This window comes from Humidesulfovibrio sp. (assembly GCF_031082295.1).
Taxonomy (GTDB): domain Bacteria; phylum Desulfobacterota; class Desulfovibrionia; order Desulfovibrionales; family Desulfovibrionaceae; genus Humidesulfovibrio.
Genome location: NZ_JAVHLD010000025.1, coordinates 22,755 through 45,536 on the forward strand (window position 1 = coordinate 22,755; position 22,782 = coordinate 45,536).

Consider the following 22,782-nt stretch of genomic DNA (forward strand, 5'->3'; position numbering starts at 1 on the left):
CTATCCTTTCAGGCCGTTCACGGCGGCGGCAAAATCGTTCAGTGTGCGCAGCTTGAGCGCGGCCTCGTCGTCCAGGCGCAACCCGTAGCGCTCTTCCAACAGGGCGCAGAAGGACGGAAAGTCGACGGAATCAAGCCCCTGCCGAAGCAGCGGCCCCGACGGGTCCACGGCCCGCGCCACCTCGGGCTTGACCCCGACCTCCTCCAGCAGCGCCTTGAGATCCACTCCAGTGACGTCCATTTCCCTCTCCTTTGGCTATGTTGCGGCCTACGCGCTGCGCAGGCGGAAGCGTTGGATCTTGCCCGTGGGGGTCTTGGGCAGATCGGTGTGATATTCCACGCGCACCGGGCACATGTGCACGGGCAACAGGCCGCGCACGTGCCGCAGGATGTCCGTGGCGAGCTGCGGCTGACTCTGGGCCAGGCCGGGGTCCTTCAGCACCACGTGGGCGCAGGGCCGCATGAGCCCCTCCACGCGCAGCGCTGCCACCGCGCATTCGGCCACGGCCGGGTGCGTGCGCAGGGTGTCCTCCACCTGCACGGGCGACACCCAGTGCGCGCCCACCTTGAGCATGTCGTCGCTGCGGCCCTGGTGGGTGAACACGCCGTTCTCGCGCACGTAGACGTCGCCGGTGGCCAGCCAGCCCTCCGGCAGCATGGTCTCGGCGGTCTTCTCCGGCCGGTTCCAGTAGGCCTTGGCCAGCCCCGGCCCCCGGATGAGCAGGTTGCCGGAGGTGCCGTCGGGGACTTCCGGGCTCGCGCCGTCGCCGCCATCCGCAACGAGCCGCGTCTCGAAGCCGGGCACGGCCTCGCCGCTGGCGCCGCAATGCACCCGGCCCGGAGCGTTGGACAGGAACAGGTTGAAGGCCTCGGTGGAGCCGATGCCGTCCAGGATCTCCACGCCGGTTTGCAGCAGCCACTGGCGGCACAGGCTGGCGGGCAGCGCCTCGCCCGCGGAATAGCACAGGCGCAGGGACGAGAGGTCGTGCTCCGGGTTGCCCGGCTCGAAGGCGCGCAGCACGAGGTTGTACAGGGTGGGCACGCAGAAGAACAGGCTGGGCCGGTGCCGGGCGATGGCCGCCAAAAGCTCGTACGGTCCGGGCTTGTCCGGGAAGAACACCCCGGTGGCCCCGAAGGAAAGCGGCAGCGTCAGGCTCGACATGAGCCCGTAGGCGAAGGACATCTTGCTCGCCGAGAAAAAGACGTCGTCCCCGGTGGCGCGCAGGATGTCCGAACCCCAGGGGCTGGCCGGGCCGAGCAGGTCGGCGGCGGCGTGCGGAACGCCCTTGGGGCGGCCGGTGGAGCCGGAGCTGTACAGCATGAACCCGGGCGCGTCGTCTCTCGTGACGGCGGGCTCGAACTCCGCCGAGTGCTCGGAAAGGCCCCAGGGGCCGTCCAGCCCGCAGCAGAGCACCACGCCCGTCTCCGGCACGTCGCGCGCGGCCTCCGCCGCTGGCGAGTCCTCCCAGGTGACGAGGGCCGTGGCCGCGCAGTCGGCCAGGATGAAGGCGTAGTCCGCGCGGGTCAGCATGGCGCTGACGGGCACGGGCACCGCCCCCAGCAGCATGGCCCCGAGGAAGGCCTTGGCGTAGGCGAAGCTGTCCGGCAGCACCAGCACCACGCGCTCGCCCGCGACCACCCCGCGCGCCCGCAGCAGATTGGCGAAGCGGGCCGAGTCCGCCGCAAGAGCCCGGTGGGTGAGGGTGTCGTCGTTGCAGAGGTAGGCCGCCTTGTCCGGGCAGCGGGAAAGGTTCGCGGCAAGCAGCCCTGCGGCGACGTTCTGAGGCTCAGGCATGGGCGGTGTCTCCTGTGGGCAGGGCGCGGTCGGTTCCTCGATCTTGCAGGACCTTAGCAGATTCGCGTCACTTGGGTCAACGCCGTGTGGCGGAGCTTTGCGGCTCTGGCATGGCACGACGTCCACCATTCTCCGGGAGAATCATTCCCCCCGGCGGGCCGCGCATCCAGTATGTTCACGACTCCTGTTGGCTGCGCCTGGACGAATTCCCACGACGGGCGGCAGTGGTGGATGTTCGCGTACCTTGAAGGACGCACGCCGGTCGGCCTGACCAGCAGCCAGGACATGTACTTCATCCTAGCGGACCAGCTCGGCACTCCGGTTGCGCTTGCCACCACGGACGGCGGTATTGCGCAGGTCATGCAATACGCCCCCTTCGGTGGTTTCAGGCCGGGCGCTTCACGGCGCCCTGATGGGGAGGTCGACCCGCTGGGCAAGAAGGGCGGGGATAGCGACTGGCACGTATATTATTCTATTGATGGTCAGCTGAATGGCCTTGACGCGTGCTGTGCCCATTTGGCAAGAAAATCGAGCGATGCGGAACAAAAACCACACGCGCCGCCCCCCGGCGGGCTCCTTGCCGCCACTATGAACCCCCTGTCGATGCCCCTTGACGAGCCCCGTCGGCTTATGTAACACACAGCTTCTTTTTTAGGTGGTGCCGCGCCGTTCCTTACGGGATGGCCGGTGCGGAAATGTTTTGCCCAAAACGCGCGCACTGGAGATGACACCTTGTTCGACAGCCTGACAGACCGCCTCTCAGAAGCCTTCCGCAAGATGCGCGGTCAGGCCCGCCTGGATGAGAACAACATCCAGGATGGCCTGCGCGAGGTGCGCCTGGCCCTGCTCGAGGCCGACGTCAACTTCAAGGTCGTCAAGGAGTTCATCGACCGCGTGCGCGAGAAGGCGCTGGGAGCCGATGTCCTGAAGAGCCTCACCCCCGGGCAGCAGCTGGTCAAGCTGGTGCACGACGAGCTGGTGGAGCTTCTGGGCGGCGAACAGAAGGGCCTGGACCTGCGCGGCAAGCCGGTCAAGATCATGATGGTGGGCCTGCAGGGCTCCGGCAAGACCACCACGGCGAGCAAGCTCGCCAACATGCTGCGCGGCAAGCACAAGCTCAAGCCCTACCTGGTCCCGGCCGACGTGTACCGCCCGGCGGCCATCGAGCAGCTGCACGTGCTGGCCAAGCAGCTCGGCGTGCCATGCTACCCCTCCACCACGGACATGAACCCGGTGGACATCTGCGCCGACGCCATCAAGAAGGCCGCCGAGGCAGGGTGCGACGCCATCCTGTTCGACACCGCGGGCCGCCTGCACGTGGACGAGACGCTGATGGAGGAGCTCTCCGCCATCAAGGCCAAGTGCTCCCCGCAGGAAATTCTTTTCGTGGCCGACGCCATGACCGGCCAGGACGCCGTGACCGTGGCCGAGGCCTTCGACAAGCGCCTGGACATCTCCGGCGTGGTGCTGACCAAGATGGACGGCGACGCGCGCGGCGGCGCGGCCCTCTCCATCAAGAGCGTCACCGGCAAGAGCCTGAAGTTCGTGGGCCTGGGCGAGAAGCTCTCCGACCTTGAGGTGTTCCACCCGGACCGCGCGGCAAGCCGCATCCTGGGCATGGGCGACGTGATGACGCTCATCGAGAAGGCCCAGGGCACCATGGAACAGGAGGAGGCCGAGAAGCTGGCCTCCAAGATGCAGCAGGCCAAGTTCGACCTCGAGGACTTCATGACCCAGATGCGCCGCATGCGCAAAATCGGGTCGCTTGAGAGCATCCTCAAGATGGTGCCGGGCATGGGCGGCATGATGAAGAAGCTCGGCGACATGCAGGTCCCTGAAAAGGAGATCGACAAGGCCGAGGCCATCATCAGCTCCATGACCAAGAAGGAGCGCCAGGAGCCCTCCATCATCAACGCCTCGCGCCGGGCGCGCATCGCCAAGGGCTGCGGCATGAGCGTGAACGAGGTCAGCGCGCTGCTGAAGAATTTCGACCAGATGAACAAGATGATGCAGCAGATGCTGGGCGGCGGTGGCGGCAAGGCCCCGAAGATGCCGAAGATCCCCGGCATGCCTGCGGGCTACACCCCGCCGGGAAGCAAGCCCCAGCCGCGCTCCGGCCTGCCGAACTCGCTCGCGCCGGGCATGGGCATGGGCATGGGCATGCCCGGAATGCCGGACATGGGCGACATGGGCGGCATGGGCGGCGCGGAGCCGAAGAAGGGCCTGTCCAAAAAGACCCTGGCCGAACGCAAGAAAAAGAAGATGAACAAGAAGCAGCGCAAAAAGCGCTAGCTTCATGCCATACCAGGCAGGCGGCGATCCGCTTGCATTTTGACTTTAAACCGCATATCAAACCATTCAGGGGGAAAGACAACATGGCTCTCACTATCCGACTGACCCGCATGGGCTGCAAGAAACGTCCGTTCTACCGCCTGGTCGTGCTCGAGCGCGCCAGCCGCCGCGACGGCCGTCCGCTGGAATTCCTGGGGCACTACAACCCCATGACCGAGCCCGCCGAGGTCGTCATCAACAAGGAAGCGTACGACAAGTGGATCGGCATGGGCGCCACGCCTAGCGACACCGTTCGTTCGCTGGTCTCCAAGCAGCCCGCCTAGTTTCAAAAAAACGAAGCGCCAGCTTGGGCTTAAAGCGGCAGGGGTCCAGTTCACGGCTCGTTCTCCCGCTCACATTCCTCAAGGGGGACCCGACATGCTCAGAGATATGATCGAATACATCGCCAAGTCGCTTGTGGACAGCCCGGACGAGGTAAAGGTCACTGAGATCGAAGGCGAGCAGACCGCCGTGCTGGAGCTCAAGGTGGCCAAAGAGGACCTGGGCAAGGTCATCGGCAAGCAGGGACGCACGGCCAGAGCCATGCGCACCCTGCTCGGCGCTGCCTCGGCCAAGGTCAAGCGGCGCGCCGTGCTTGAGATCATCGAATAGACCATGACCGCCAAGCCTGAGCGCGCGAGTGCGCACGGCATGGTGGCCGTGGCCCGAGTGGCCAAGCCGCACGGCATCCGTGGGGAGCTTTGCATGGACATCCATGCGGGCTCCCCGCTGCTTTTCGCGCCCGGGCGCACCCTGTTCGTGGCCGCTCCGGCGCCCAAAGGCGGCGGCCTCGGCCGGCCCAAGCCCTTTGAGATCGCCGCCAGCCGCGAGCACACCGGGCGCATGCTGGTGACGCTCAAGGGCGTGCCCGACCGCACCGCGGCGGACCTCCTGCGCGGGGCCGAGGTGTACATCGCCGAGGCCGACATGCCGGAGCCCGACGAGGGCGAAGAGTACCTGTTCAGGCTGCTGGGCTCCCGCGTCTTCCTCGAGGACGGCGCCGAGGTCGGCGTGTTCGAGGCCATCCTCGACACCCCCGGCCAGATCACCTGGGTCATCCGAGCGCCCGGTCCGAAAGGGGGCGGGGCGGAGATACTGTTCCCGGCCGTGCCGGAGTTCATCCTGGGGCTTGACGCAAAGCGCAAGAAGATCGTCATCGACCCGCCGCCGGGCCTGCTGGAGCTCTACCTCGACACGCCGGGATAGCCCGGCCCGCATACCCGGTCCGTACAACCCGCGAGCCAACGTCCACCTGGAGTCCCGTTTGCTTTTCACCATCCTCACGCTCTTCCCGGAGTTCTTCGCCGGACCCCTCAAGGCCGCCCAACTGGGCAAGGCTCTTGACTCCGGCGTTGTGGCGGTGGACCTGGTGAACCCGCGCGACTTCGCCACCGACCGCCACCGCACCGTGGACGACCGCCCCTACGGTGGGGGACCGGGCATGGTCATGATGCCGGGACCGCTGTCCGAGGCCCTGGCAGGCATCCGCGAGCCGGGCCGCAAGCTGGTGCTGGCCCCCTCGGGCCGTCCGCTGACACAAGACTTCGCGCGGGAGCTGGCCCTTGAGCCCGCCCTGACCCTCGTCTGCGGCCGCTACGAGGGCATCGACGAGCGCCTCATCGAGGACGAGGGCCTGGAGAGCGTCAGCGTGGGCGACTTCGTGCTGAACGGCGGCGAGGCCGCGGCCCTGTGCCTGCTGGAGGCCGTGGGACGCCTGGTGCCGGGCTTCATGGGCAAAGAGGAGTCCGGGGACGACGAGAGCTTCTCCGGCGGGCTCTTGGAGCACCCCCACTACACCCGGCCAGAGGTCTACCGGGAGCGCGAGGTGCCGGAAGTTCTGCGCGGCGGTTCCCACGCCAAGGTCGCGCAGTGGCGACGCGAGGAGTCCCTCCGGCGCACCCTCTCGCGACGCCCGGAGCTTTTGCAGACCGCACATTTGTCCGGTTCGGACATAGATTTCCTGCGCGCCGGGAAACGCCCGGCCAGCCTCGCACGCGGGCTGACGCTGTGCCTGTTGCACCACCCGGTGCTCGATAAATCGGGAAAACCGGCCACGGTTTCTTTGACAAACCTCGACATACACGATATGTGCCGCGTTTCCCGCACATATGAATTGGCGGGGGTGTGTTTCGTCACCCCGCTGGTCGATCAGCGGGAACTGGGCCAGCGGCTTTTGACGCACTGGACCGAAGGCGCAGGCGGCCGGACCAACCCGGACAGGGCAGGCGCCCTCAGCCTGGGCCGCATGGCCGAAAGCCTGGATGAGGCCATCACCCAGGTGGCGGAGAGCGCGGGCGCGCAACCGAAGGTTGTGGCCACCTCCGCCCGGACGAGTTATCGACCGGCGCGCGGCACGAAGGAGCGTTCCATCGCCTTCTGCCCCCCGGCGCAAGTGCGCCGCTGGCTGGCCGAGGGACCCGTGCTCCTGGTGCTGGGCACCGGCCACGGGCTGGCCCCGGAGGTGCTCACCCGGGCCGATGCGGTGCTCTCGCCCGTGCGCGGATTTGCTTTGTACAACCACCTGTCGGTGCGCAGCGCCGCGGCCATCCTGGTGGACAGGCTGCTGGGCGACGCCTGGTAGGACGACGTAACCGAACTGATAGTTCCAGAAAGGAGTCTTCATATGAACATCATCCAGAAAATCGAAAGCGAACACCTGCGCATGGACCACCCCGCCTTCCGCGCGGGCGACACCGTCAAGGTCCACACCCGCATCATCGAAGGCGACAAAGAGCGCATCCAGGTCTTCCAGGGCGTGGTCCTGTGCGTGAAGCGCGGCACCACCGACGCCACCTTCACCGTCCGCAAGGTTTCCGACGGCGTGGGCGTGGAGCGCATCTTCCCCATGCACACCCCGGCCATCGACCGCGTTGAGGTCGTTTCCCAGGGCAAAGTGCGCCGCGCGCGCATCTTCTACCTGCGCAAGCTGGCTGGCAAGGCCGCCCGCGTCAAGTCCCGCAACGCCTGGAGCTAAGGCTCCCAGGGCCAGTCTTCGGACGAGCCCGCGGACCAGCGCCAGACCAATCGTCCGGACACCAGCGTCCCCGGCAGCGCCTCGAAAGAGGTGTTGCCGGGGACTTGGCGCTTGCGGCAGCCCCATGCCGAGCGACGGGACCGGGACCAGCGCCTCCGCCGTTGCGTCCGGCTGGCGGCCCGTGTAGGCTTTCCCCATGACCAAACGCCACGCCAGCCCGCGCCCCCTGCCCTGCCTGCCCGACCTGGGCCTGCCCGACCTGCCCGCAGCCCAGGTCGCCGGTATCGACGAGGCCGGACGCGGCTGCCTGGCCGGCCCTGTCGTGGCCGCCGCCTGCATCCTGCCGGACACCTTCGACCTGCCCGGCCTCACCGACTCCAAGGCCCTCACGGCCGCACGGCGCGACCAGCTCGCAGCCGCCATCCGCACCCAGGCCCTGTGCTGGTCCCTGGGCCTCGCCTGGGCGCCGGAGATCGACCGCGTCAACATCCTGCAAGCCACCCTGCGCTCCATGGAACGCGCCGTGGCGCACCTGCGCCTGCGGCCCGCCCTGCTGCTCATCGACGGCAACCAGACCTGCCTGGCCGACATCCCGCAACGCACCGTCATCGGGGGCGACGCCCTCGTCCCGGCCATCTCCGCCGCCAGCATCCTGGCCAAGACCTTCCGCGACCACCTGCTGGCAAAGCTCGACCGCCGCTACCCCGGGTACGGGCTGGCCATCCACAAGGGCTACGGCACCGCCGCCCACCTCGACGCCCTGCAACGCCTCGGCCCCAGCAGCATCCATCGCCTGACCTTCCGGGGCGTGCGGCCAGAGCCGCCAGCCAAAACCAAACAGGAACGCCAGTCATGCCTGCCGGGCATCTCGACCTAGGCCGCCGGGGCGAGGACGCCGCCGAGCGCCTGCTCGCAGGCAAAGGCCTGCGCATCCTCGAACGCAACCTGCGCCTGGGCCGCCTCGAACTCGACCTCGTCTGCGAAGAAGGCGACACCCTCGTCTTCGTGGAGGTCAAAACCCGCGCCGAAGGCTCGCTGGCCACACCCGCCGAAGGACTGACCAGCCAAAAGCGCTCGCGACTGCTGCGCGCCGCCCAGGCCTACCTCACCAGACACGACCTCTGGCACCGGCCCTGCCGACTCGACCTCGTCGCCGTGCTCTTCCGCGCCGGCAGCCTGCACCACATCGAACACACCCCCGACGCCTTCAGCGCCGACGCGCCTGGATCCTGGCAGCCCTGGTAGACTGGGCCGGGAGCCGGAGCCTGGGATGCCTCCGGCGCCCCTGGCGTCTTGTTTATATTCGGGTGGTATCCCCTGCGCGTTCCTCGGCGATGGCTTGTCTGCGCAGTTCGCGTCGGCGCAGGGCCTGGCGGTTTCGGCGTTCGGCCACTTCGCCTTGGATGATGAGCGGCGGTGCGGGCCGGGGTTGGCCCAGGCCGTCGAGGGCGACGAAGGTCAGGTAGGCGGAGTTGGTGTGGCGCACCTCGCCGGTGAGGAGGTTTTCGGCCTCCACGCGCACGCCCACCTCCATGCTGGTGCGGCCGACCATGTTCAGGCTGGCCTTGAGGGTCACGAGTTCGCCCACGTAGACGGGCTTGAGGAAGTCCATGCGGTCGATGCTGGCGGTGACGGCCCAGCCGCGCACGTGCCGCATGGCGACGACGCCTGCGGCGGTGTCGATGTGCTTGAGGATGACGCCGCCGTGCACGTTGCCCGCGGGGTTGGCGTCCGAGGGCAGCACCTGGTGCGTCATGATGACGGCGGACTCTTCCGCGGTCTTGCCGATGGGGGCTTCGGGCTGGTTTGGGTGGGAGTTGTCTTTGTCGGTCATGCGCGTCCCCTTTTGGCCGCGTGCGCGCAGCCTGTCCCGGTTTAGGACGCCTGCGCGCACGGGTCAAGGGGCGGCGAAGACTCTTTGGGCGCTTGTCGCAGGCGCCACTGCCCAGTGGTCAGATCTCGACGAAATCCATGCTCGCGCCGCATTCACGAAAATAGGAACGCCAGAAGTCCTTGTGCGCATTTCCTTGTATGGCTCCAAGCTCCGGCCTGCGCACATAATAGACCTGCCCCCTCACTCCTTTCATGTTTGTCGGCCGCGTAAGTTCAAAGTACGCTGTGCCCTTGAACTCGCTGAAACCAACGCTTCTTCTATTGTACTGGTTGAGTTCGCGAGTGTTGTGCACCATGTCGGAGACGAGGATGAGGGTGCTGCCGCCCGGAGTTGTGCCGGAACGCCCGCTGAAGGATTCCGCGCACACGGCGTTGACGGCTTCAATGAGGGGAGACCTGTTGTTGCCTCCTGAATCGATGGCTGTTTCGAGCCTCTCTATGACCTTGTCGTAGAATTTCTTCCTCCAGCTCATCTGCGTCATTTCTTTGTTCACGAACAGAATGTTCCCGTTGCTTCCATCGCCGGGGCTGCACATGGAGAAGCATCGGCTGGCCTTGCCGTTCCCATCAAGGACGTAAAGATCTATCCGTCCGTATTGTGGGATATTCTTGCACAGTATCTCCATCTCGTTCAATATGCGCTGCTTTTGCGCGCCGCTGAGAGGATCGGTTACATCGATGAGGACAGCGGTGACCGAGGCGATATCGTTCGGACAATTCGTTTCAGTGTTGGCGATGGCCTTGCGCACAGGCATGTTCTGCCAGACAAAATATCCCGCGACCACGGCAAACAGCAGGATTCCAATGCAGAGGGAAAGGCCGCTCTTCTCCCTCGGTGGCGGTGGCGTCACACAGGCCGATCTGGATTTGAGGCTTCTCTCCGTCCTGCTAGATTGCATTATAGCCCGCCGCTCCTTCGTTTCCGTCGGCTGGTTGATATGCACGCCGACCGGACTGCTGCCTGCACGCGGATGAAGGGGCGATGTCCTCGGGGATGCTTCGGGTAATTTCTCTCTGGGCATTTTCCTGCTCCGTGTTGATCAGGGCCAGGGCAATTGGGATTTGGCTCTCCACTGCGTCTTCCACTTCCTGCAGTTCAGGCTCTTTCTCTCTGTACGGAGCCAGATCTTGCAGGTTACGTGGGACGAGCGTCACTTCCACCTTGAAGTATTCTGGCGTCGGGAGCCCTTTTCGTGCCGCGACGTTCATCTCGCGATAGCGGCGCAGCACCGTGTTAAGCACACCCTGAAGATACACGATATGCTCCGTGTAGCTTTCCTGCAGCTCACTCATTTCCGAGACCAGTTCCCGATACATTCCGATATCGCCAAGAATCGATTCCCTGAGCGTTTGCGTTCTTTCGCGCATATCCTCGCAGATGTCAGTGATGGCGTAGAACAAATCGTTACGGCGCGCCTTCAGCATCTCGTTTGCCACAAGGAAGTTGCGCGCGTATTCCGCGTAGCCTGGGTAATACTCGTCCCACCTGAAGATGCGCGCGGCGGCGCCTATGACGCAAAACGCCCCGATCAACAGGAGCACAAGACTTTGCATGTCGCCGATATTGAAGCACGAAGAGCTCATAAGCATATCGAAAGCCGCGCGGGTGGCCTCCTGCAGGCCTGTGTCGGCGCGCCCGAGGAAATTGCGGATATGAGCCACACCCAGGTTCAGGAATAGCGCGCAGACGACGCTGACGGAGAGGACTGAACCGCCAAGAACCTTGTAGTTCTTTGCCTTGTGCAAGAGGTAGGGCAGGCCCATGCGTCCGATGAACCAGCCCAGGCAGATATTCAGGCCGGCTATGCCGCCGGAGATGCTCAGCCCCACGAAGACGCTGCCCTCCACGCGGCTGCCGATGTAAAACGCGTTGGTCAACGCCTCAACCATGAAGATGATGACAAGCATCGCCATCTTGTACAGATCGCTTGAATCGGTGAGCTTTGCCTCGCGCAGGAGGTTATGCTCCTCGCGAAAGGCTTCCAGCGAGCTGTACCGTTCACACATGCTGCCCAGCAGGTTGCGCAGCTCGGTCGTCCCTTGCTGGATGTAGCCCGCCATCTCGCCCCTGAAACCTCTGGCCTTTTCCTCGATCATGGTCCTGCGATTGAAGATCGAGAGCGTGCCCATGCTGTACTTAAGGGCCGCGAATCTGCCGTTGTAGTACTCCCAGGCCCGCGCGGCGGCGGCGTCAACCTGCGCCTTGACTGAACTCTCGGTGCTGGAGAGCTCGGTAGAGTCAGCTGGCGGTTTACCGTTATGGCCATGTCGCGTCGCCTGATCGATAATGTTCATGTCGCGGATTAGCTGCTCCGGCTCGATCAGCTCAAACCCGCCCTGTTCTCTTTGGACGGCCTCTTTAACGTTTGTGGCGGCGCGAACAAGCGCATCGCCAATGTCACTGATTCTCGCCCTCAGCATGCTTCCCCCTGTGCCCTGCGCTTTTAACCGGTCATTCCACGGTCCTCAGATGCGGACATTCACCCACCAGTCAATCGTGCATGGCATATCATACAACGACTTTAATCTATGGCTATATCAACCATTGCCATTATTCAAGCACTATTCTATTTCGCCTTCCCCAGGCGCGCGAAGGCCCTGCACAAGCATTCGCCTGCGCAGGGCCGTGTGGTGAGGAGCTGGCCGGTTTGCGGCCTCGCCCCGAGCGGAACCTTGCTCCTTACCCCTCGCGGAGCACGGGCCGCCTGGTGATGGTGGTCAGGGCGGCGGCGCCCACGAGCAGGGCGGCCGCGATGTAATAGGCAAGCTGGTAGCTGCCGCTGGCGTCGGCGATGCGCCCGGCCAAGAGCGGGCCGAACATGCCGCCCACGCCCCAGGCGGTGAAGAGAATGCCGTAGTTGAGCCCGAAGTTCTTGGAGCCCCAGAAGTCGGCCACTGTGGCCGGGAACAGCGCCAGGCACGCGCCGTAGCTGAAGCCCACGACGCCAGAGCCAATGAAGAACCCGGCCATTCCGTTCAGGCCGGGGAACACGAGCATGACGCAGGCCTGGCTCAGGAGCACCACGGCCAGGGTGCGGATGCGCCCGAACTTGTCGGACAGAAGCCCGGCCAGCAGGCGGCCGCCGGCGTTGAACACGGCCATGGAGGCCACGAACATGAAGCCCGTCTGCACCAGTCCGCCGGACTGCACGGCGATGATCTTGGCCAGGTGGCCGATGATCATGAGCCCGGCCAGGGCCGCGAAGGTGTATTCGATGTACAGGAGGTAGAAGGCGCGCGAGGTGACCATCTCCCGCCAGACCGAGCTTGAGGGCGCGGGCGCGGGAACGGACCCGGCGGTGGCGGTGGCGGCCACGGCCACGGGCGGGTTGGTGATCATGCGCGCGAGAAGCAGCGTGACAACGGTGAAGGCCACGCCGAGAATGCGGAAAGCCCCGTTCACGCCGTAGGCGCCGAGCAGGTGCTTGGCCAGCGGGGCGATATACACCGGGGCCAGGCCGAAGCCGCTGACCACGATGCCGGTGATCATGCCCTTCTTTTCCGCCGGGAACCATTTGATGGCCGCGGGCGTTGCCGCCGCGTAGCCCAGGCCGAAGCCCGAACCGGCCATGAGCCCGAACCGGCCATGAGCCCGAAGCCCACGAGCACGGGCAGCATGTTGCCCGGCCCGGCAAGGCTCGACACCAGCATCCCGGCGCCGGTGAGCACCGCCCCGGCCATGGCCGCCACGCGCGGCCCCAGGCGGTCCTGCAGGCGCCCTGCGGGCACCATCATCAGCGCGAACACGCCGATGGCCAGCATGTACGGCAGGCTGGCCTCGGTCTTGGTCAGGCCCCAGCCGCCCAGCTCCAGCGACTCGGTCATCTGCTTGGCGAACACGCTCCAGGTGTAGAGCACGCCCAGGGCCAGGTTCAGGCCGAGGCCGGAAAAGACGACGATCCAGCCCTTGTTGCCATGCCCGGTAGTTGCGGTTGCGTCCTGAGCGGGTTGATGGTGAGCGTGGCCCACGGTCCTGTGCTTCACGTGTGTTCCTCCTGTGCGCTGATGGGGTGCTGCGTGCGAGCGCCCCCTTACGGGGCCGTTTCGCCAAACGCACAATCCCATACACTGGCAGGGGGTTTACGGCTTTCTCAATCGGTGAGCGGCAGGAAAACGGGGGTCAGCGGCGCAAAAATTACGATGTCTGACAACGCTGGCAGTATGTGCTGGTGCGGCCCGCAACCCGGATTGAGCGCATGGGCGCCGCGCATTCCAGGCAGGGCTGGCCCGCGCGGCCATAGGCCCGGAAGCTGTTCTGGAAGGCGCCTGCGTTGCCAAAGGCGTCGCGGTAGTCGCGGATGGAGCTGCCGTTCTCGGCGATGGCCTGGGCCAGCACGGCCTGGATGGCGGCGAAGAGCCGGTCCAGCCTGCGCGCGCTCACGGCCCCGGCCACGGCGTCGGGCCGGATGCCCGCCCGGAAGAGCGCCTCGTCGGCGTAGATGTTGCCGATGCCCGCCAGCACGCTCTGGTCGAGCAGCAGGGCCTTGAGGCGCGCCTTGCTCTTCTTGCCGTGCGGGGCCAGGCGCTCGCGGAACTCCCCGGCGGTCATGCCCAGCGGCTCCGGGCCGAGGTTCTGGTAGAAGGGCCAACGCTCAATGCTGCCCGGCCCGACGCCAGGCGCGAAGGCATGCATGCGGCCGAAGCGCCGCACGTCGGAAAAAACAAGCTGCAGGGCGCCCCCGCCACGGTCGGACAAGGTGAGGACGACGCGCGGCCGCACCGGGTTCTCGCCCAGGGGCAGGGCCAGCACGCGGCCGGTCATGCGCAGGTGCACGGCCACGACCCCGCCGTCCTTGCCGCCGCCCGCCTGCAGGTGCAGCAGCAGCAGCTTGCCGCGCCGGTCCACCCGCGCGATGCGCCGCCCAAGCACCAGCGCGGAGAAGGCCTCAGCCTCCGGCTCCACGGCGCTTTCGTCCAGCACCTCCACGGCCTGGATGAGGCGGCTCTCCACCTCTCCGGCCAGGGTGCGGGCGATGGTCTCGACTTCCGGCAGCTCGGGCATGGCTACTTCCCCTTCTGCTTGCCCAGGGGGCCGAGGTCCACGACGTAGCTGTCCTCGCCCCTGCGGATGACGAGCACCAGGTTCTTCCTCTCGCGGAAGGCGTCGCTGCCCGCCAGGTGCAGCGTGGTGAGCGAGCGCATGCGGTAGCCGCCCGCCCGCGTGACCAGGTCGCCGGGCCGGAGGCCGGCGCCCTCGGCGATGGAGCCGCGCCGGACGTTCGTCACCACCACCTCGAAGCCCTCACCGAAGGGCCGGGTCTCAAGGGTCATGCCCATGCGGCTCTCGAAGCTCTCCGGGCAGTACACGCGCACCTGGGCGTCGGCCTTGTCGAACTCGCCGCCGCGCCAGGGCGACACCAGCAGCACCTTCGCGCCGGGGTCGAAGGCCGCGATGCGCCGGGCGATGCCCAGGCCGCCCTCCACGTGGGCCGAGCCCGCCAGCACCACCACGGGCCTGCCGGTGGCCTTGCGCGCGCGCACGGCCTGCTCGGCCATGGCCGAATCCCACACGCTCTGGATGAGCAGGAAGCGCGCCTCGCGGCGGGGGTCGACGGCGCTCTCGCCCTTGCGGCCCTTGGCCTTGCCGGGGTGGCTGCCCATGACCTCGTGCAGGAAATCCAGCTGCTCCGGCGCGGGGGGAATGATGCGCGCGGGCAAGAGCGCCCGGTCCTCGGGCGGGAGGCTGGCCACGGGATCGGCGGCGGTGGCGTTGGCAAGGGCCGCGGCGGAGAGGCGGCGGATGACGCCCGGCGGCACGTTCAGGCCGTAGACCGGGAGCTTCCAGTCGCGCACGGCGCGGAACACCGGCAGATACTTGGCGAAGGGGTGGCCCCAGTTGGTCTTCCAGTCCAGGCGCTTCTCCAGGTCCTCTGGCGGGAAGCCGCCGGCGGAGAACTCGGCCAGCACCGGGTTGAGCGTGGCCGGGGCCATCTCCAGCCCGACGACGACTTGCGGGCCGGAGCCAAGCGCCGCGTGGGCCAGGATGGTGATGACGCGGGCCTCGGCCTCGTGGTCGCAGGGGTTGCCGTGGCTCTCGCCCACCAGGATGTAGTCGGCGCCGGCCGCGCGCTGGCGGAAGGCCTCGGGCGCGAGAGGATCGCCGCCGTCGGTGAGGAACTGGCCCGGCGCGGGCAGGAAGCTCACGGCCATGGGCTGGTTGACGGGCACAGGCCCGGCGCAGGCGGCCAGGCCCAAGACGGGGAGGAGGGCGGCGAGGAGGACGGCGCTGCGCACGAAAAACGCGCCCCGGCCCCTGCGAAGTGCAGGAACCAGGGCGCGGGTGATGGTCAACAGGGGCATCAAGCCTCCAGTCTCGGGCGGCTCCGGGCTAGTCCCCGGCTAGTCCCACGTCCGCTTGTCCTCGATGGGCCGGATCTGCGGGGGCAGGGTGCCGGGTGCCAGGATCTTGAGCGTGGGGCGCAGCTTGATCTTCTCGCGGAAGGTGTGCAGCAGCTCCTCCTCGCGCTTGAAGGCGCCGGACTCGATGGAGAGCACCATCTCGTCGATGCCGCCGGGGTTGGTGACCTCGATCTGCCAGCGCTTGATCTCCTCGAACTTGGCCATGACCTGCTCCACCTGGTGCGGGTACACGAACATGCCCTTGATGCGCGCGGTGGTGTCGACGCGGCCCACGATGTTGCCCAGGCGCGGGCTGGTGCGGCCGCACAGGCAGGGCGCGCGGTCGATGAAGCCCAGGTCGCCGGTGGCCAGGCGGATCAGCGGGTAGGTCTTGTTGAAGGCCGTGACCACGATCTCGCCCACTTCGCCGTCCTTCAGCGGAATGCCGGTGTCCGGGTGGCAGATCTCCACGAAGGCGCGGTTACTGAGGTGCAGGCCGCATTTGTGGAAGCATTCGTAGCCGATGCAGCCCACGTCCGCGGTGCCGTAGCCCTGGCGCATGACGCAGTCGAGCTTCTTCTCGAGCGTGGTGCGCATCTTCTCGGAGAATTTTTCGCCGGTGACGAAGGCCACCTCGAGGAACAGGTCCTTGCGCAGGGACAGGCCCATCTCCTCGGCCTTCTGGGCCAGGTGCAGCAGGTAGCTGGGCGTGCCGATGTAGCCGGTGACGCGCAGCTTCTGCATGATGTCGAGCTGGCTGCCGGTGTTGCCCGGACCGGCGGGGATCACCGCGCAGTTCAGGTTCTTCAGCGGCTCCTCGAACATGAGCCCGGCCGGGGCCATGTGGTAGGGCAGGGTGATCTGGGCCACGTCGCCGGGGCGGAAACCCACGGCGTAGAAGCCTTCGGTCCAGCCCCAGTAGTCGTCCATGCGGTCCTCGGGGTCGAAGATAGGCCCGGGGGACAGGAAGACGCGACGAAGCTCGCCCAGGTCCTTGGTCAGAAGGCCGCCCAGGCGCGGTCCCATGCTCTGGAGGAAGATGAGCTCCTTCTTCTTCAGGATGGGCACGTGCTTCAGGTCGGAGAGCGCCTTGAACTTGTCCACGTTGAACTGGGAACGGTCAAAGCGCTTCTTCACGTCCTCGGAATACCTGTAGGCGTAGGACAGCAGGTCCTTGAGCTGAAGCTGGTAATATTGGCGGCGCTCGGAATCGTCGAGCACCTCGCGACGGCTGTAGATGCCCTCGGTGCGGTCCTTGCGGGTCATGTGAGGAATCCTCCTGAAAAGTTGACAGAAAAAGAGGCGCTATTCGCCGAATAGCGCAGCATAACGGAAGCAGCGCGGAATTGCAAGGCTGGAGGACGGGCCTAGTTCGGCCAGAAGATCCACACCAGCGGCGCCAGGGCCAGCCGGTACCAGGCGAAAGGCCTGAGCGTGAAGCGCGACAGGAGGCTGATGAAGCCGCGCACCGCGGCCCAACCGGACACGAAGGACACCGCGAAGCCGATGGTCAGGAAGACCAGGTCGGCGGTGTCGAACAGGCGCCAGTTCTTGAGCATGTCGTAGCCCACCGCCGCGCACATCACCGGCACCGCCGCCAAAAACGAGTATTCCGCCGCGGTCTTGCGGTCCACCCCGAGCAGCATGCCGCCCATGATGGTGGCACCCGAGCGCGAAAAGCCCGGCCACAGCGCCAGGCACTGAAACAGGCCAATGCCCAGCGCCAGGCGCGGGGTCACGGCGTCCAGGGAATCCACCGGACGCTTCAGGGGGCGCTTAAGCCGCGCGGCGCGGGCCTCCACCACGAACATCAAGAGCGCGCCCACGAACAGGGCCAGGGCCACGGTCTTGGGTCCGAAGAGGTGCGCCTTGATGGCCTTGTGGGCCAGAAACCCCAGGCCCAGGGCCGGGAGCGAGGTCAGGAACAGCAGCCAGAGGCCGCGCGGACCGGAAAAGCTGCGCGCCGGGTCCGGCTTCACCAGGCCCAGGAAGCGGTCGAAGTAGATGACCACCACGGCCAGGATGGCCCCGAGCTGGATGGCGATCTCGAAGGTGTCGGCCTTGGCCCCGATGAAATCGAGGGCGTGCCCCGCCAGGATGAGGTGCCCCGTGCTCGACACGGGCAGAAACTCGGTGAGGCCTTCCACGAGGCCCATGACGACGGCGATGTACCAGGGGGCCATTTACAGGGGTGCTCCTTGCGGGGACGAATAGGGGCGGGGTAGCAGAGGCGCTCGCGAAAGGCAAAAAGGAATGTGCGCCGTTCCCGGTTTACCCGGGGGGCTCCGGTCCCTTGCAATCGGGGCGGCGGAGGTCTTGTCTACGGCGCACTTGCTTCTTTGTGTGCGGGCGGCTGCTCAATCAGCCATATGTCGGCTGCTTTGCACATTGGCTCCTCCGTTCCTCCATCCAGGCAGGCTCACGCGCTGTGGGGGGAGCCACTCGCCTTCTCAGGCCACGCCGTTGCGGCCACGCCTACTGGCATCGGCCCCCTCGCCGCCCGCCCCCCGGCGGGAAGCGGCTGGGCCTAGAGCGGCTCCCTGTTCCCAAAAAATAAGCACGCCGGGCCGGATGTAAAGCCCCGGGGAGCGCGCCTCGGGGCCGTCAAAATGGTCGTGCGCCGCTTGCCGGTAATTCCGGCCTGCTCCGGTCCGCTTGCTTCCAGGGACCCGCGAGCACTTGTTCACGGCGCACTTTTCTCTTTTTGTGCGAGGGGCGGCTCTATCCGCCATATGTTGAGAGCTTTTTCAGCCAGGCCGGGCTACCCTCCTTCCGCGTTTCCGCCTTGTATCGCCTGGGACCCCCGTCACGTCCTTTGGGCCTTGTGGCCTCGCCCCCGCCGCTCGCCTTCCGGGCCTTCACCCCGCGCTATCAAGTCGGCCGGGACCGGTCAGGTCCCTTGTACCCTTATACCTAAGCACGAGGGCGCGAATGTAAAGGTTCCGGCTGGAGGATTCCCGCCCTGCGGGCACATGATTTCGACCCCTTGGCGCATTGACTTTCGGACGCTGTCGAAGCACCATCCGCCCATGAGCTTCCTGAACCTCGCCTTCATCGAGCGGCTCGCCGAGGAGCGCATCAGGCAGGCCCAGGACCAGGGCGCCTTCGACGACCTGCCGGGACGCGGCAAGCCCCTTGACCTGGAGGACGACGCCCACGTGCCCGAGGACCTGCGCATGGCCTGGCGCGTGCTCAAGAACGCCGACTGCCTGCCCCCGGAGCTCCTGGCCCGGCGCGAGATCCACACCGCCCGCGAGCTGCTGGCGGGCATGACCGACGAGGCCGAGCGCCACGCGCAGATGCAGCGCCTGAACCTCATGATCACCAAGCTCAACGAGTCGCGCCGCCGCCCCATCAACCTGGAGGCGCGCCAGGAATACTACGACAAGGTCGTGGCCCGCGTGCCGGTCAACGACAAAACGCCTGGATGAACGCAGCAAGGAAACGCCATGAAACTGTACCGCTACTTCACCGGACCAGACGACTCGGCCTTCTGCCTGCGCGTGAGCGAGGCCCTGAGCAACGGCTGGGAGCTGCACGGCGGCCCCACCCTGACCTTCGACCCCACCAAGGGCCGCGTCATCGCCGGGCAGGCCGTGGTCAAGGAAGTGGTCGGCGAGTTCTCGCCGGACATTGACCTCTCCAAGATGTAACCCAGGGCACGACATGACCGACAAGTTCCGCAAACCAGCCCTGGCCGTGGCCTTCGCCGTTCTGACGCTCTCGGCCTGCTCGTCCCAGCCGCCCGCCGCGCGCGATGCCGAGATGGCGCAGCTGCGCGCCCGGGTGGAGCGCCTGGAGCAGGAATCCGCCACCGAGCGGGCCAGGCTCGCCGCCGACATCACCGCCATGCGCCAGGACCTGGGCGAGCTGCGCGCCTCGCTGGACGAGGCCTCGCGCACCCTGGCCGACACGCGCGAGCAGGACAAGGCCGCCGACCCCGCCGCGGCCAAAAACGGAAAATCGCCCCGCCAAGCCCTGCGCGACTCCCTGCGCGGCATGGTGGAAGGCTCCCGCGCGGCCCTGGACCGCCTGAGCCGGGAGTTGGACAAGCAGCTGGAAAAGCACTCGGACAAGCCCAAGAACAGCCCGCCCGCGGAGCCCCCGGCGCCGGACCAGCGGGCCATCTGAGCCAGGCCCGCAAGGGGTCGGCCTCCCGCATCAAGACTGTGGACGGAAGCGCACCCCTTGGGGCATAGTCCCCCCTGTCCGCCGCCAGGCGAGTTTCCTCAAGGAGTGCCCATGCGCGCCGCCCAGCCCGCCAGATTGTCTCTGTCTCTCGCCAAGGTCCTGCCAGCGTTGGCGCTGGGCCTTGCCGCCGTCAGCCTCGCCTGCTGCCTGACCATCCTCGCGCCAGCCACGGCGCGGGCCGAATCGCCCTACATTCAGGGCATGGAGCTCTACCGCCAGGGCAAATACGACGAGGCCGCACGCCTCCTTCGCGACGCGCTGCCCACGACCACGCCCCCGCAAGCCGCGACGGCCCGGCCCAGCCTCACCCCGGTGATCTCGCCCGTCCAGAAGGCGGAGCAGCTCCCGAGCCCCATCGAATCGCCCGAGGCCGCCCACACCCGCGCCGTGCTGGGCTTCACCCTGCTGCGCCTGGACCAATTGGCCGAGGCCGAGGACCAGTTCAACCGGGTGCGCCAAAGCCCCGAGCTCCAGTCCGTGGGCCTGCTTGGCTCCGGCTGGGCCGCCTTTTCCCGCGGCCGCACCTCCGCCGCCGTGGAGCTTTTCGCCGAGGCATTGAACCAGAGCCGGCGCCCGGCCGACGGCCAGCACAGCGGCCTTCCGGACATGCTGCGCGAGTCCGTCAGCGCCGACGCCCTCTTCGGCCAGGGGCTCATCGCCCTGGGACGGGGCAACGCCGCCGAGGCCACGCGCCTGCTGCAGGCCGCCACCACCGGCACCGACCTGCTGGCCTCGCCCAAGGAGCTGCACCTGGCCCTGGGCGACGCCCGGGCCCTGGCCGGCGACACCTCGAGCGCCCTGGCCGCCTGGGCCGAGGTGCCTAGGCGCTCCTCGCGCTTCCAGGGCGACGTGACGCGCGACGAACTGGCGCGACTCAAAACCGCCCGGCTCCTCGAAACCAGCGGCAACGCCGCGCAGGCCCTGAGCGTTTACGCCAGCCTCGCGGGCGGGCAGTTCTACCAGCCCGAGGCCCTGCTGGGGCAGGCCCGGCTGCTGCTGGCCCAGGCCCGCGCCACGGAGGCCCTCTCCGCCCTGCGCCGCCTGGTGGTGCTGGAGCCCACCCTGGCCGAGCCCCTGAGCCGCACCATCGCCGCCGACCCGCTGCTCCGGCCGCTGAACAAGGACTGGGGCCTGGCCTATTTCCACCGCGCAAGCTACCTTGAGGCCCTGTCCAAGCTCTCGGCCTACCTGGACGACGTGGACCCGCTGGACTACGACTGCCTCATCGGCCTGGGCTGGAGCCACCTGCGCCTGGGCCAGAGCGTCCAGGCCCTGGAGGCCTTCAAGGACGCTGGCCGGGCCGCCAAGGCCGCCCCCTCCGACCCCCTCGCCGGCATGGGCGCGGCCGCGCTGTCCCTGGGCCGCGTGGACGAGGCGCGCGCGCTGCTGGCCAAGTCGCTGGCCGCCAAGGCCGACAACGCCGTGGCCCTGAACACCCTGGGGCACCTGGAACTCTCGCAGAACAACCCCACCAAGGCCCTGGAACACTTCCGCGCCGCCCTGAGCGCCCGCCCGGACTACGTGGACAGCCGCATGGCCGCGGCAAAAATCCTTTTCGAGCGCGGCGACTACGACGCCGCCGCCGCCGAGTACTTCCGCCTGGCAACCCAGGAACGGCGCTCCGTCGCCGCCTGGAACGGGCTGGGCTGGGCGCGCCTGCGCCTGGGCCAGTACGCCGACGCGCTCCAGGCCTTTTCCGAGGCCCGCCGGCTGAACCCGTCGCTGCCCGCCGCGGCCTACGGCCTGGGCATCACCCTGGCCAAGCAGGACAAGCCGGACAGGGCCAGCCAGAGCCTGGCCGAGGCCATCTTCCTGAGCCCGGACTTCGCCGCCACCCCGGAAGTGCTGGAACTCATGCGCTCCCGGCCGGAATACAGCGAGCTGTTCCTGGAAATGGGCGAGGCCTACGCGCGCAAGCTCTACCCCACCGCCGCCGCGCCCTACCTCGAAGAGTATCTGCAGCAGAACCCAAACAGCCGCGCCGGACGCCGCGCCCTGGCCTGGGCCAGCTTCTGGGCCGGGCAGGAGGACAAGGCCCACGCCCTGTTCCAGACCCTGCTCACCGTGAACAAGGACGACGCCGACGCGCACCTGGGCGACGGCCTGGCGCTGCTCTCCCGCAATCACCTGGACATGGCGGAACCGCACCTGCGCGACGCCGTGCGCCTGGAGCCCACCAACCCCCAGGCATGGCGGGCGCTGGTGCTGCTGCTCACGCGGCAGGGCAAGCAGCAGGAGGCCGTGGCCGCGCAGAAATCCTCGCCAAAATCTCGCCTGGAGCGCCTGGACCGCATGAGCGCCAGGGGCTTCAACGCCCTGTCCGAAGGCCGCCTGCGCGACGCCGTGCGCGACTTTTACCGCGCAGTGGCCGAAGACCCTGGCCTTGCCGCCCCGCGCTACGGGCTGGCCTTCTCCCTGGTGGCCCTGGGCGATGCGCGCCAGGCCCGCGAGGAGCTCCTCACCGGGCTGAACCTCGACCCGGCCTACCTGGATGACCAGGAGCTGGGCCGCCTCCTTGCGCGGCATTACCATCTGGGCGACCTGGAAGTTGACCTGGCCTGGAGCCAGCTCTACGCCCTCAACCTGGCCCCGGCCCGCGCCGAGTTCGAGCGCATCCTCGCCGCCTCGCCAAACAAGATTGGAGCCCAGTTCGGCCTCGGCGCCACGGCCTACCTGCAGGCCGACTGGGCGCTGGCCGAGAAGTCCTTCGACAAGCTGCTGCCCCGCGCCCCGGAGACCTCGCCCTCCTGGGACAAGTGGAGCCACCTCATGGACAAGCTGGGCTGGGCCGCCTACCACCAGAAGAAGTACGACAAGGCACTGCACGCCTTCGACTGGCTGCGCACCTACAACGCGCAGACGCCCTACGCCGCGCCCCTGTCGGGCATGGGCTGGGCGCTGCTGGGCCTGGAGCACCCCGGCCAGGCCCAGAACCTGTTCACGCGCTCGCTGGCCATCTTCCCGCGCAACCTCACCGCCATGCTCGGCATGACCAAGCTCAAGAAGGCCTCGGAGTCCTACGAGGAAGACATGGACGACGAACCGGAGCCGACTCCGCCGCCCAAGCGCAAGTCCAAGAAGTCCAAGAAATCCAACGCAGAGGACGAGCAGCCCGCCACTGCCAAGAAAAAGTCGAAGAAGAAGGCCAAGGACGACGAGCCCGCCAAGAAGAGCAAGACGTCCAAGAAAAAGGCCAAGGCGCAGTAGCCTCCGGCGGCCGGGGGCAGCGGCCCCCGGACCCCCAGCATGCGCCGAAAGGG

24 protein-coding genes are annotated in these 22,782 nt (G+C 67.3%); 13 read left to right on the forward strand and 11 right to left on the reverse strand.

Annotated elements, in window-relative coordinates; translation table 11 throughout:
* Both RDU24_RS12135 and RDU24_RS12140 read right to left on the reverse strand, forming a co-directional pair.
* Positions 1-240: an acyl carrier protein gene (locus RDU24_RS12135; protein WP_308736032.1), complete on the reverse strand. Its 240-nt coding sequence runs from the start codon at positions 238-240 to the stop codon at positions 1-3.
* A 27-nt stretch (positions 241-267) separates the two neighbouring features.
* Positions 268-1,794, reverse strand: a complete 1,527-nt coding sequence (locus RDU24_RS12140; protein ID WP_308736033.1) for a benzoate-CoA ligase family protein — start codon at positions 1,792-1,794, stop codon at positions 268-270.
* Between the two features lie 171 nt (positions 1,795-1,965).
* On the opposite strand from RDU24_RS12140, the gene RDU24_RS12145 reads away from it, so the two are divergent.
* The 9 genes from RDU24_RS12145 to RDU24_RS12185 all read left to right on the forward strand — a co-directional run bounded on the left by RDU24_RS12145 (position 1,966) and on the right by RDU24_RS12185 (position 8,344).
* A complete protein-coding gene (locus RDU24_RS12145; RefSeq protein WP_308736034.1) occupies positions 1,966-2,430 on the forward strand; it encodes a hypothetical protein in 465 nt (154 codons plus the stop codon).
* A gap of 96 nt (positions 2,431-2,526) precedes the next feature.
* On the forward strand, positions 2,527-4,086 hold the full coding sequence (ffh, locus tag RDU24_RS12150; protein WP_308736035.1) for a signal recognition particle protein: 1,560 nt from the start codon (positions 2,527-2,529) through the stop codon (positions 4,084-4,086).
* Positions 4,087-4,169: 83 nt separating this feature from the next.
* Entirely contained in the window at positions 4,170-4,409 is a 240-nt protein-coding gene (rpsP, locus tag RDU24_RS12155) for a 30S ribosomal protein S16 (RefSeq protein ID WP_308736036.1), read from the forward strand.
* A 94-nt stretch (positions 4,410-4,503) separates the two neighbouring features.
* Complete coding sequence (locus RDU24_RS12160) at positions 4,504-4,737, forward strand: KH domain-containing protein (RefSeq protein WP_305571572.1); 234 nt, start codon at positions 4,504-4,506, stop codon at positions 4,735-4,737.
* Between the two features lie 3 nt (positions 4,738-4,740).
* A complete protein-coding gene (rimM, locus tag RDU24_RS12165; protein WP_308736037.1) occupies positions 4,741-5,331 on the forward strand; it encodes a ribosome maturation factor RimM in 591 nt (196 codons plus the stop codon).
* Between the two features lie 58 nt (positions 5,332-5,389).
* The gene (trmD, locus tag RDU24_RS12170) at positions 5,390-6,706 is read left to right on the forward strand and encodes a tRNA (guanosine(37)-N1)-methyltransferase TrmD (protein WP_308736038.1); all 1,317 of its coding nucleotides are present in this window, start codon (positions 5,390-5,392) and stop codon (positions 6,704-6,706) included.
* A 42-nt stretch (positions 6,707-6,748) separates the two neighbouring features.
* Positions 6,749-7,099 (forward strand): 50S ribosomal protein L19, encoded by a 351-nt coding sequence (rplS, locus tag RDU24_RS12175; protein WP_308736039.1) that lies wholly within the window; start codon positions 6,749-6,751, stop codon positions 7,097-7,099.
* Between the two features lie 196 nt (positions 7,100-7,295).
* Positions 7,296-7,976, forward strand: a complete 681-nt coding sequence (locus RDU24_RS12180; RefSeq protein WP_308736040.1) for a ribonuclease HII — start codon at positions 7,296-7,298, stop codon at positions 7,974-7,976.
* A complete protein-coding gene (locus tag RDU24_RS12185; protein WP_308736041.1) occupies positions 7,952-8,344 on the forward strand; it encodes a YraN family protein in 393 nt (130 codons plus the stop codon). Before RDU24_RS12180 ends, RDU24_RS12185 begins: the two co-directional genes overlap by 25 nt.
* 52 nt (positions 8,345-8,396) lie before the next feature.
* On the opposite strand, the gene RDU24_RS12190 is transcribed toward RDU24_RS12185, so the two are convergent.
* The 9 genes from RDU24_RS12190 to RDU24_RS12230 all read right to left on the reverse strand — a co-directional run bounded on the left by RDU24_RS12190 (position 8,397) and on the right by RDU24_RS12230 (position 17,514).
* Entirely contained in the window at positions 8,397-8,933 is a 537-nt protein-coding gene (locus RDU24_RS12190) for an acyl-CoA thioesterase (RefSeq protein ID WP_374989772.1), read from the reverse strand.
* A 118-nt stretch (positions 8,934-9,051) separates the two neighbouring features.
* A complete protein-coding gene (locus tag RDU24_RS12195; protein WP_308736042.1) occupies positions 9,052-9,891 on the reverse strand; it encodes a hypothetical protein in 840 nt (279 codons plus the stop codon).
* Positions 9,881-11,413: a hypothetical protein gene (locus RDU24_RS12200; protein ID WP_308736043.1), complete on the reverse strand. Its 1,533-nt coding sequence runs from the start codon at positions 11,411-11,413 to the stop codon at positions 9,881-9,883. Before RDU24_RS12200 ends, RDU24_RS12195 begins: the two co-directional genes overlap by 11 nt.
* A 259-nt stretch (positions 11,414-11,672) precedes the next feature.
* Positions 11,673-12,563 (reverse strand): MFS transporter, encoded by an 891-nt coding sequence (locus RDU24_RS12205; protein ID WP_308736044.1) that lies wholly within the window; start codon positions 12,561-12,563, stop codon positions 11,673-11,675.
* Entirely contained in the window at positions 12,479-12,976 is a 498-nt protein-coding gene (locus tag RDU24_RS12210) for a hypothetical protein (RefSeq protein WP_308736045.1), read from the reverse strand. The genes RDU24_RS12205 and RDU24_RS12210 overlap by 85 nt, the downstream gene beginning before the upstream one ends.
* A gap of 151 nt (positions 12,977-13,127) precedes the next feature.
* Entirely contained in the window at positions 13,128-13,994 is an 867-nt protein-coding gene (gene mutM / locus RDU24_RS12215; RefSeq protein ID WP_308736046.1) for a bifunctional DNA-formamidopyrimidine glycosylase/DNA-(apurinic or apyrimidinic site) lyase, read from the reverse strand.
* A 2-nt stretch (positions 13,995-13,996) separates the two neighbouring features.
* Positions 13,997-15,292, reverse strand: coding sequence for a ChaN family lipoprotein (locus RDU24_RS12220; protein WP_308736047.1), 1,296 nt, complete (start codon positions 15,290-15,292; stop codon positions 13,997-13,999).
* 39 nt (positions 15,293-15,331) lie between these two features.
* The gene (locus RDU24_RS12225) at positions 15,332-16,597 is read right to left on the reverse strand and encodes a phenylacetate--CoA ligase family protein (RefSeq protein WP_308736048.1); all 1,266 of its coding nucleotides are present in this window, start codon (positions 16,595-16,597) and stop codon (positions 15,332-15,334) included.
* Positions 16,598-16,698: 101 nt separating this feature from the next.
* A complete protein-coding gene (locus RDU24_RS12230) occupies positions 16,699-17,514 on the reverse strand; it encodes an undecaprenyl-diphosphate phosphatase (RefSeq protein WP_308736049.1) in 816 nt (271 codons plus the stop codon).
* A 789-nt stretch (positions 17,515-18,303) separates the two neighbouring features.
* Between RDU24_RS12230 and RDU24_RS12235 the strand changes: the two genes are divergently transcribed.
* From RDU24_RS12235 to RDU24_RS12250, 4 genes are all read left to right on the forward strand, one after another.
* Positions 18,304-18,762, forward strand: coding sequence for a DnaJ family domain-containing protein (locus RDU24_RS12235; RefSeq protein ID WP_308736050.1), 459 nt, complete (start codon positions 18,304-18,306; stop codon positions 18,760-18,762).
* A gap of 18 nt (positions 18,763-18,780) precedes the next feature.
* Complete coding sequence (locus tag RDU24_RS12240) at positions 18,781-18,984, forward strand: DUF1737 domain-containing protein (RefSeq protein WP_308736051.1); 204 nt, start codon at positions 18,781-18,783, stop codon at positions 18,982-18,984.
* A gap of 13 nt (positions 18,985-18,997) precedes the next feature.
* Positions 18,998-19,462: a hypothetical protein gene (locus RDU24_RS12245; RefSeq protein WP_308736052.1), complete on the forward strand. Its 465-nt coding sequence runs from the start codon at positions 18,998-19,000 to the stop codon at positions 19,460-19,462.
* Positions 19,463-19,573: 111 nt separating this feature from the next.
* Positions 19,574-22,729 (forward strand): tetratricopeptide repeat protein, encoded by a 3,156-nt coding sequence (locus tag RDU24_RS12250; protein WP_308736053.1) that lies wholly within the window; start codon positions 19,574-19,576, stop codon positions 22,727-22,729.
* Positions 22,730-22,782: the final 53 nt, after the last annotated feature.

Excerpts from the sequence above, each read along its gene's own strand:
- RDU24_RS12230 (WP_308736049.1), bottom strand. The coding sequence starts at position 17,514 with ATGGCCCCCTGGTACATCGCCGTCGTCATGGGCCTCGTGGAAGGCCTC.
- rplS (WP_308736039.1), top strand. The coding sequence starts at position 6,749 with ATGAACATCATCCAGAAAATCGAAAGCGAACACCTGCGCATGGACCAC.
- RDU24_RS12195 (WP_308736042.1), bottom strand. The coding sequence starts at position 9,891 with ATGCAATCTAGCAGGACGGAGAGAAGCCTCAAATCCAGATCGGCCTGT.
- RDU24_RS12205 (WP_308736044.1), bottom strand. The coding sequence starts at position 12,563 with ATGGCCGGTTCGGGCTTCGGCCTGGGCTACGCGGCGGCAACGCCCGCG.
- RDU24_RS12245 (WP_308736052.1), top strand. The coding sequence starts at position 18,998 with ATGACCGACAAGTTCCGCAAACCAGCCCTGGCCGTGGCCTTCGCCGTT.
- rpsP (WP_308736036.1), top strand. The coding sequence starts at position 4,170 with ATGGCTCTCACTATCCGACTGACCCGCATGGGCTGCAAGAAACGTCCG.
- RDU24_RS12135 (WP_308736032.1), bottom strand. The coding sequence starts at position 240 with ATGGACGTCACTGGAGTGGATCTCAAGGCGCTGCTGGAGGAGGTCGGG.
- RDU24_RS12160 (WP_305571572.1), top strand. The coding sequence starts at position 4,504 with ATGCTCAGAGATATGATCGAATACATCGCCAAGTCGCTTGTGGACAGC.
- RDU24_RS12225 (WP_308736048.1), bottom strand. The coding sequence starts at position 16,597 with ATGACCCGCAAGGACCGCACCGAGGGCATCTACAGCCGTCGCGAGGTG.
- RDU24_RS12250 (WP_308736053.1), top strand. The coding sequence starts at position 19,574 with ATGCGCGCCGCCCAGCCCGCCAGATTGTCTCTGTCTCTCGCCAAGGTC.
- mutM (WP_308736046.1), bottom strand. The coding sequence starts at position 13,994 with ATGCCCGAGCTGCCGGAAGTCGAGACCATCGCCCGCACCCTGGCCGGA.
- RDU24_RS12220 (WP_308736047.1), bottom strand. The coding sequence starts at position 15,292 with ATGCCCCTGTTGACCATCACCCGCGCCCTGGTTCCTGCACTTCGCAGG.
- RDU24_RS12145 (WP_308736034.1), top strand. The coding sequence starts at position 1,966 with ATGTTCACGACTCCTGTTGGCTGCGCCTGGACGAATTCCCACGACGGG.
- RDU24_RS12180 (WP_308736040.1), top strand. The coding sequence starts at position 7,296 with ATGACCAAACGCCACGCCAGCCCGCGCCCCCTGCCCTGCCTGCCCGAC.
- RDU24_RS12190 (WP_374989772.1), bottom strand. The coding sequence starts at position 8,933 with ATGACCGACAAAGACAACTCCCACCCAAACCAGCCCGAAGCCCCCATC.
- RDU24_RS12140 (WP_308736033.1), bottom strand. The coding sequence starts at position 1,794 with ATGCCTGAGCCTCAGAACGTCGCCGCAGGGCTGCTTGCCGCGAACCTT.
- RDU24_RS12200 (WP_308736043.1), bottom strand. The coding sequence starts at position 11,413 with ATGCTGAGGGCGAGAATCAGTGACATTGGCGATGCGCTTGTTCGCGCC.
- RDU24_RS12235 (WP_308736050.1), top strand. The coding sequence starts at position 18,304 with ATGATTTCGACCCCTTGGCGCATTGACTTTCGGACGCTGTCGAAGCAC.
- RDU24_RS12185 (WP_308736041.1), top strand. The coding sequence starts at position 7,952 with ATGCCTGCCGGGCATCTCGACCTAGGCCGCCGGGGCGAGGACGCCGCC.
- rimM (WP_308736037.1), top strand. The coding sequence starts at position 4,741 with ATGACCGCCAAGCCTGAGCGCGCGAGTGCGCACGGCATGGTGGCCGTG.
- RDU24_RS12240 (WP_308736051.1), top strand. The coding sequence starts at position 18,781 with ATGAAACTGTACCGCTACTTCACCGGACCAGACGACTCGGCCTTCTGC.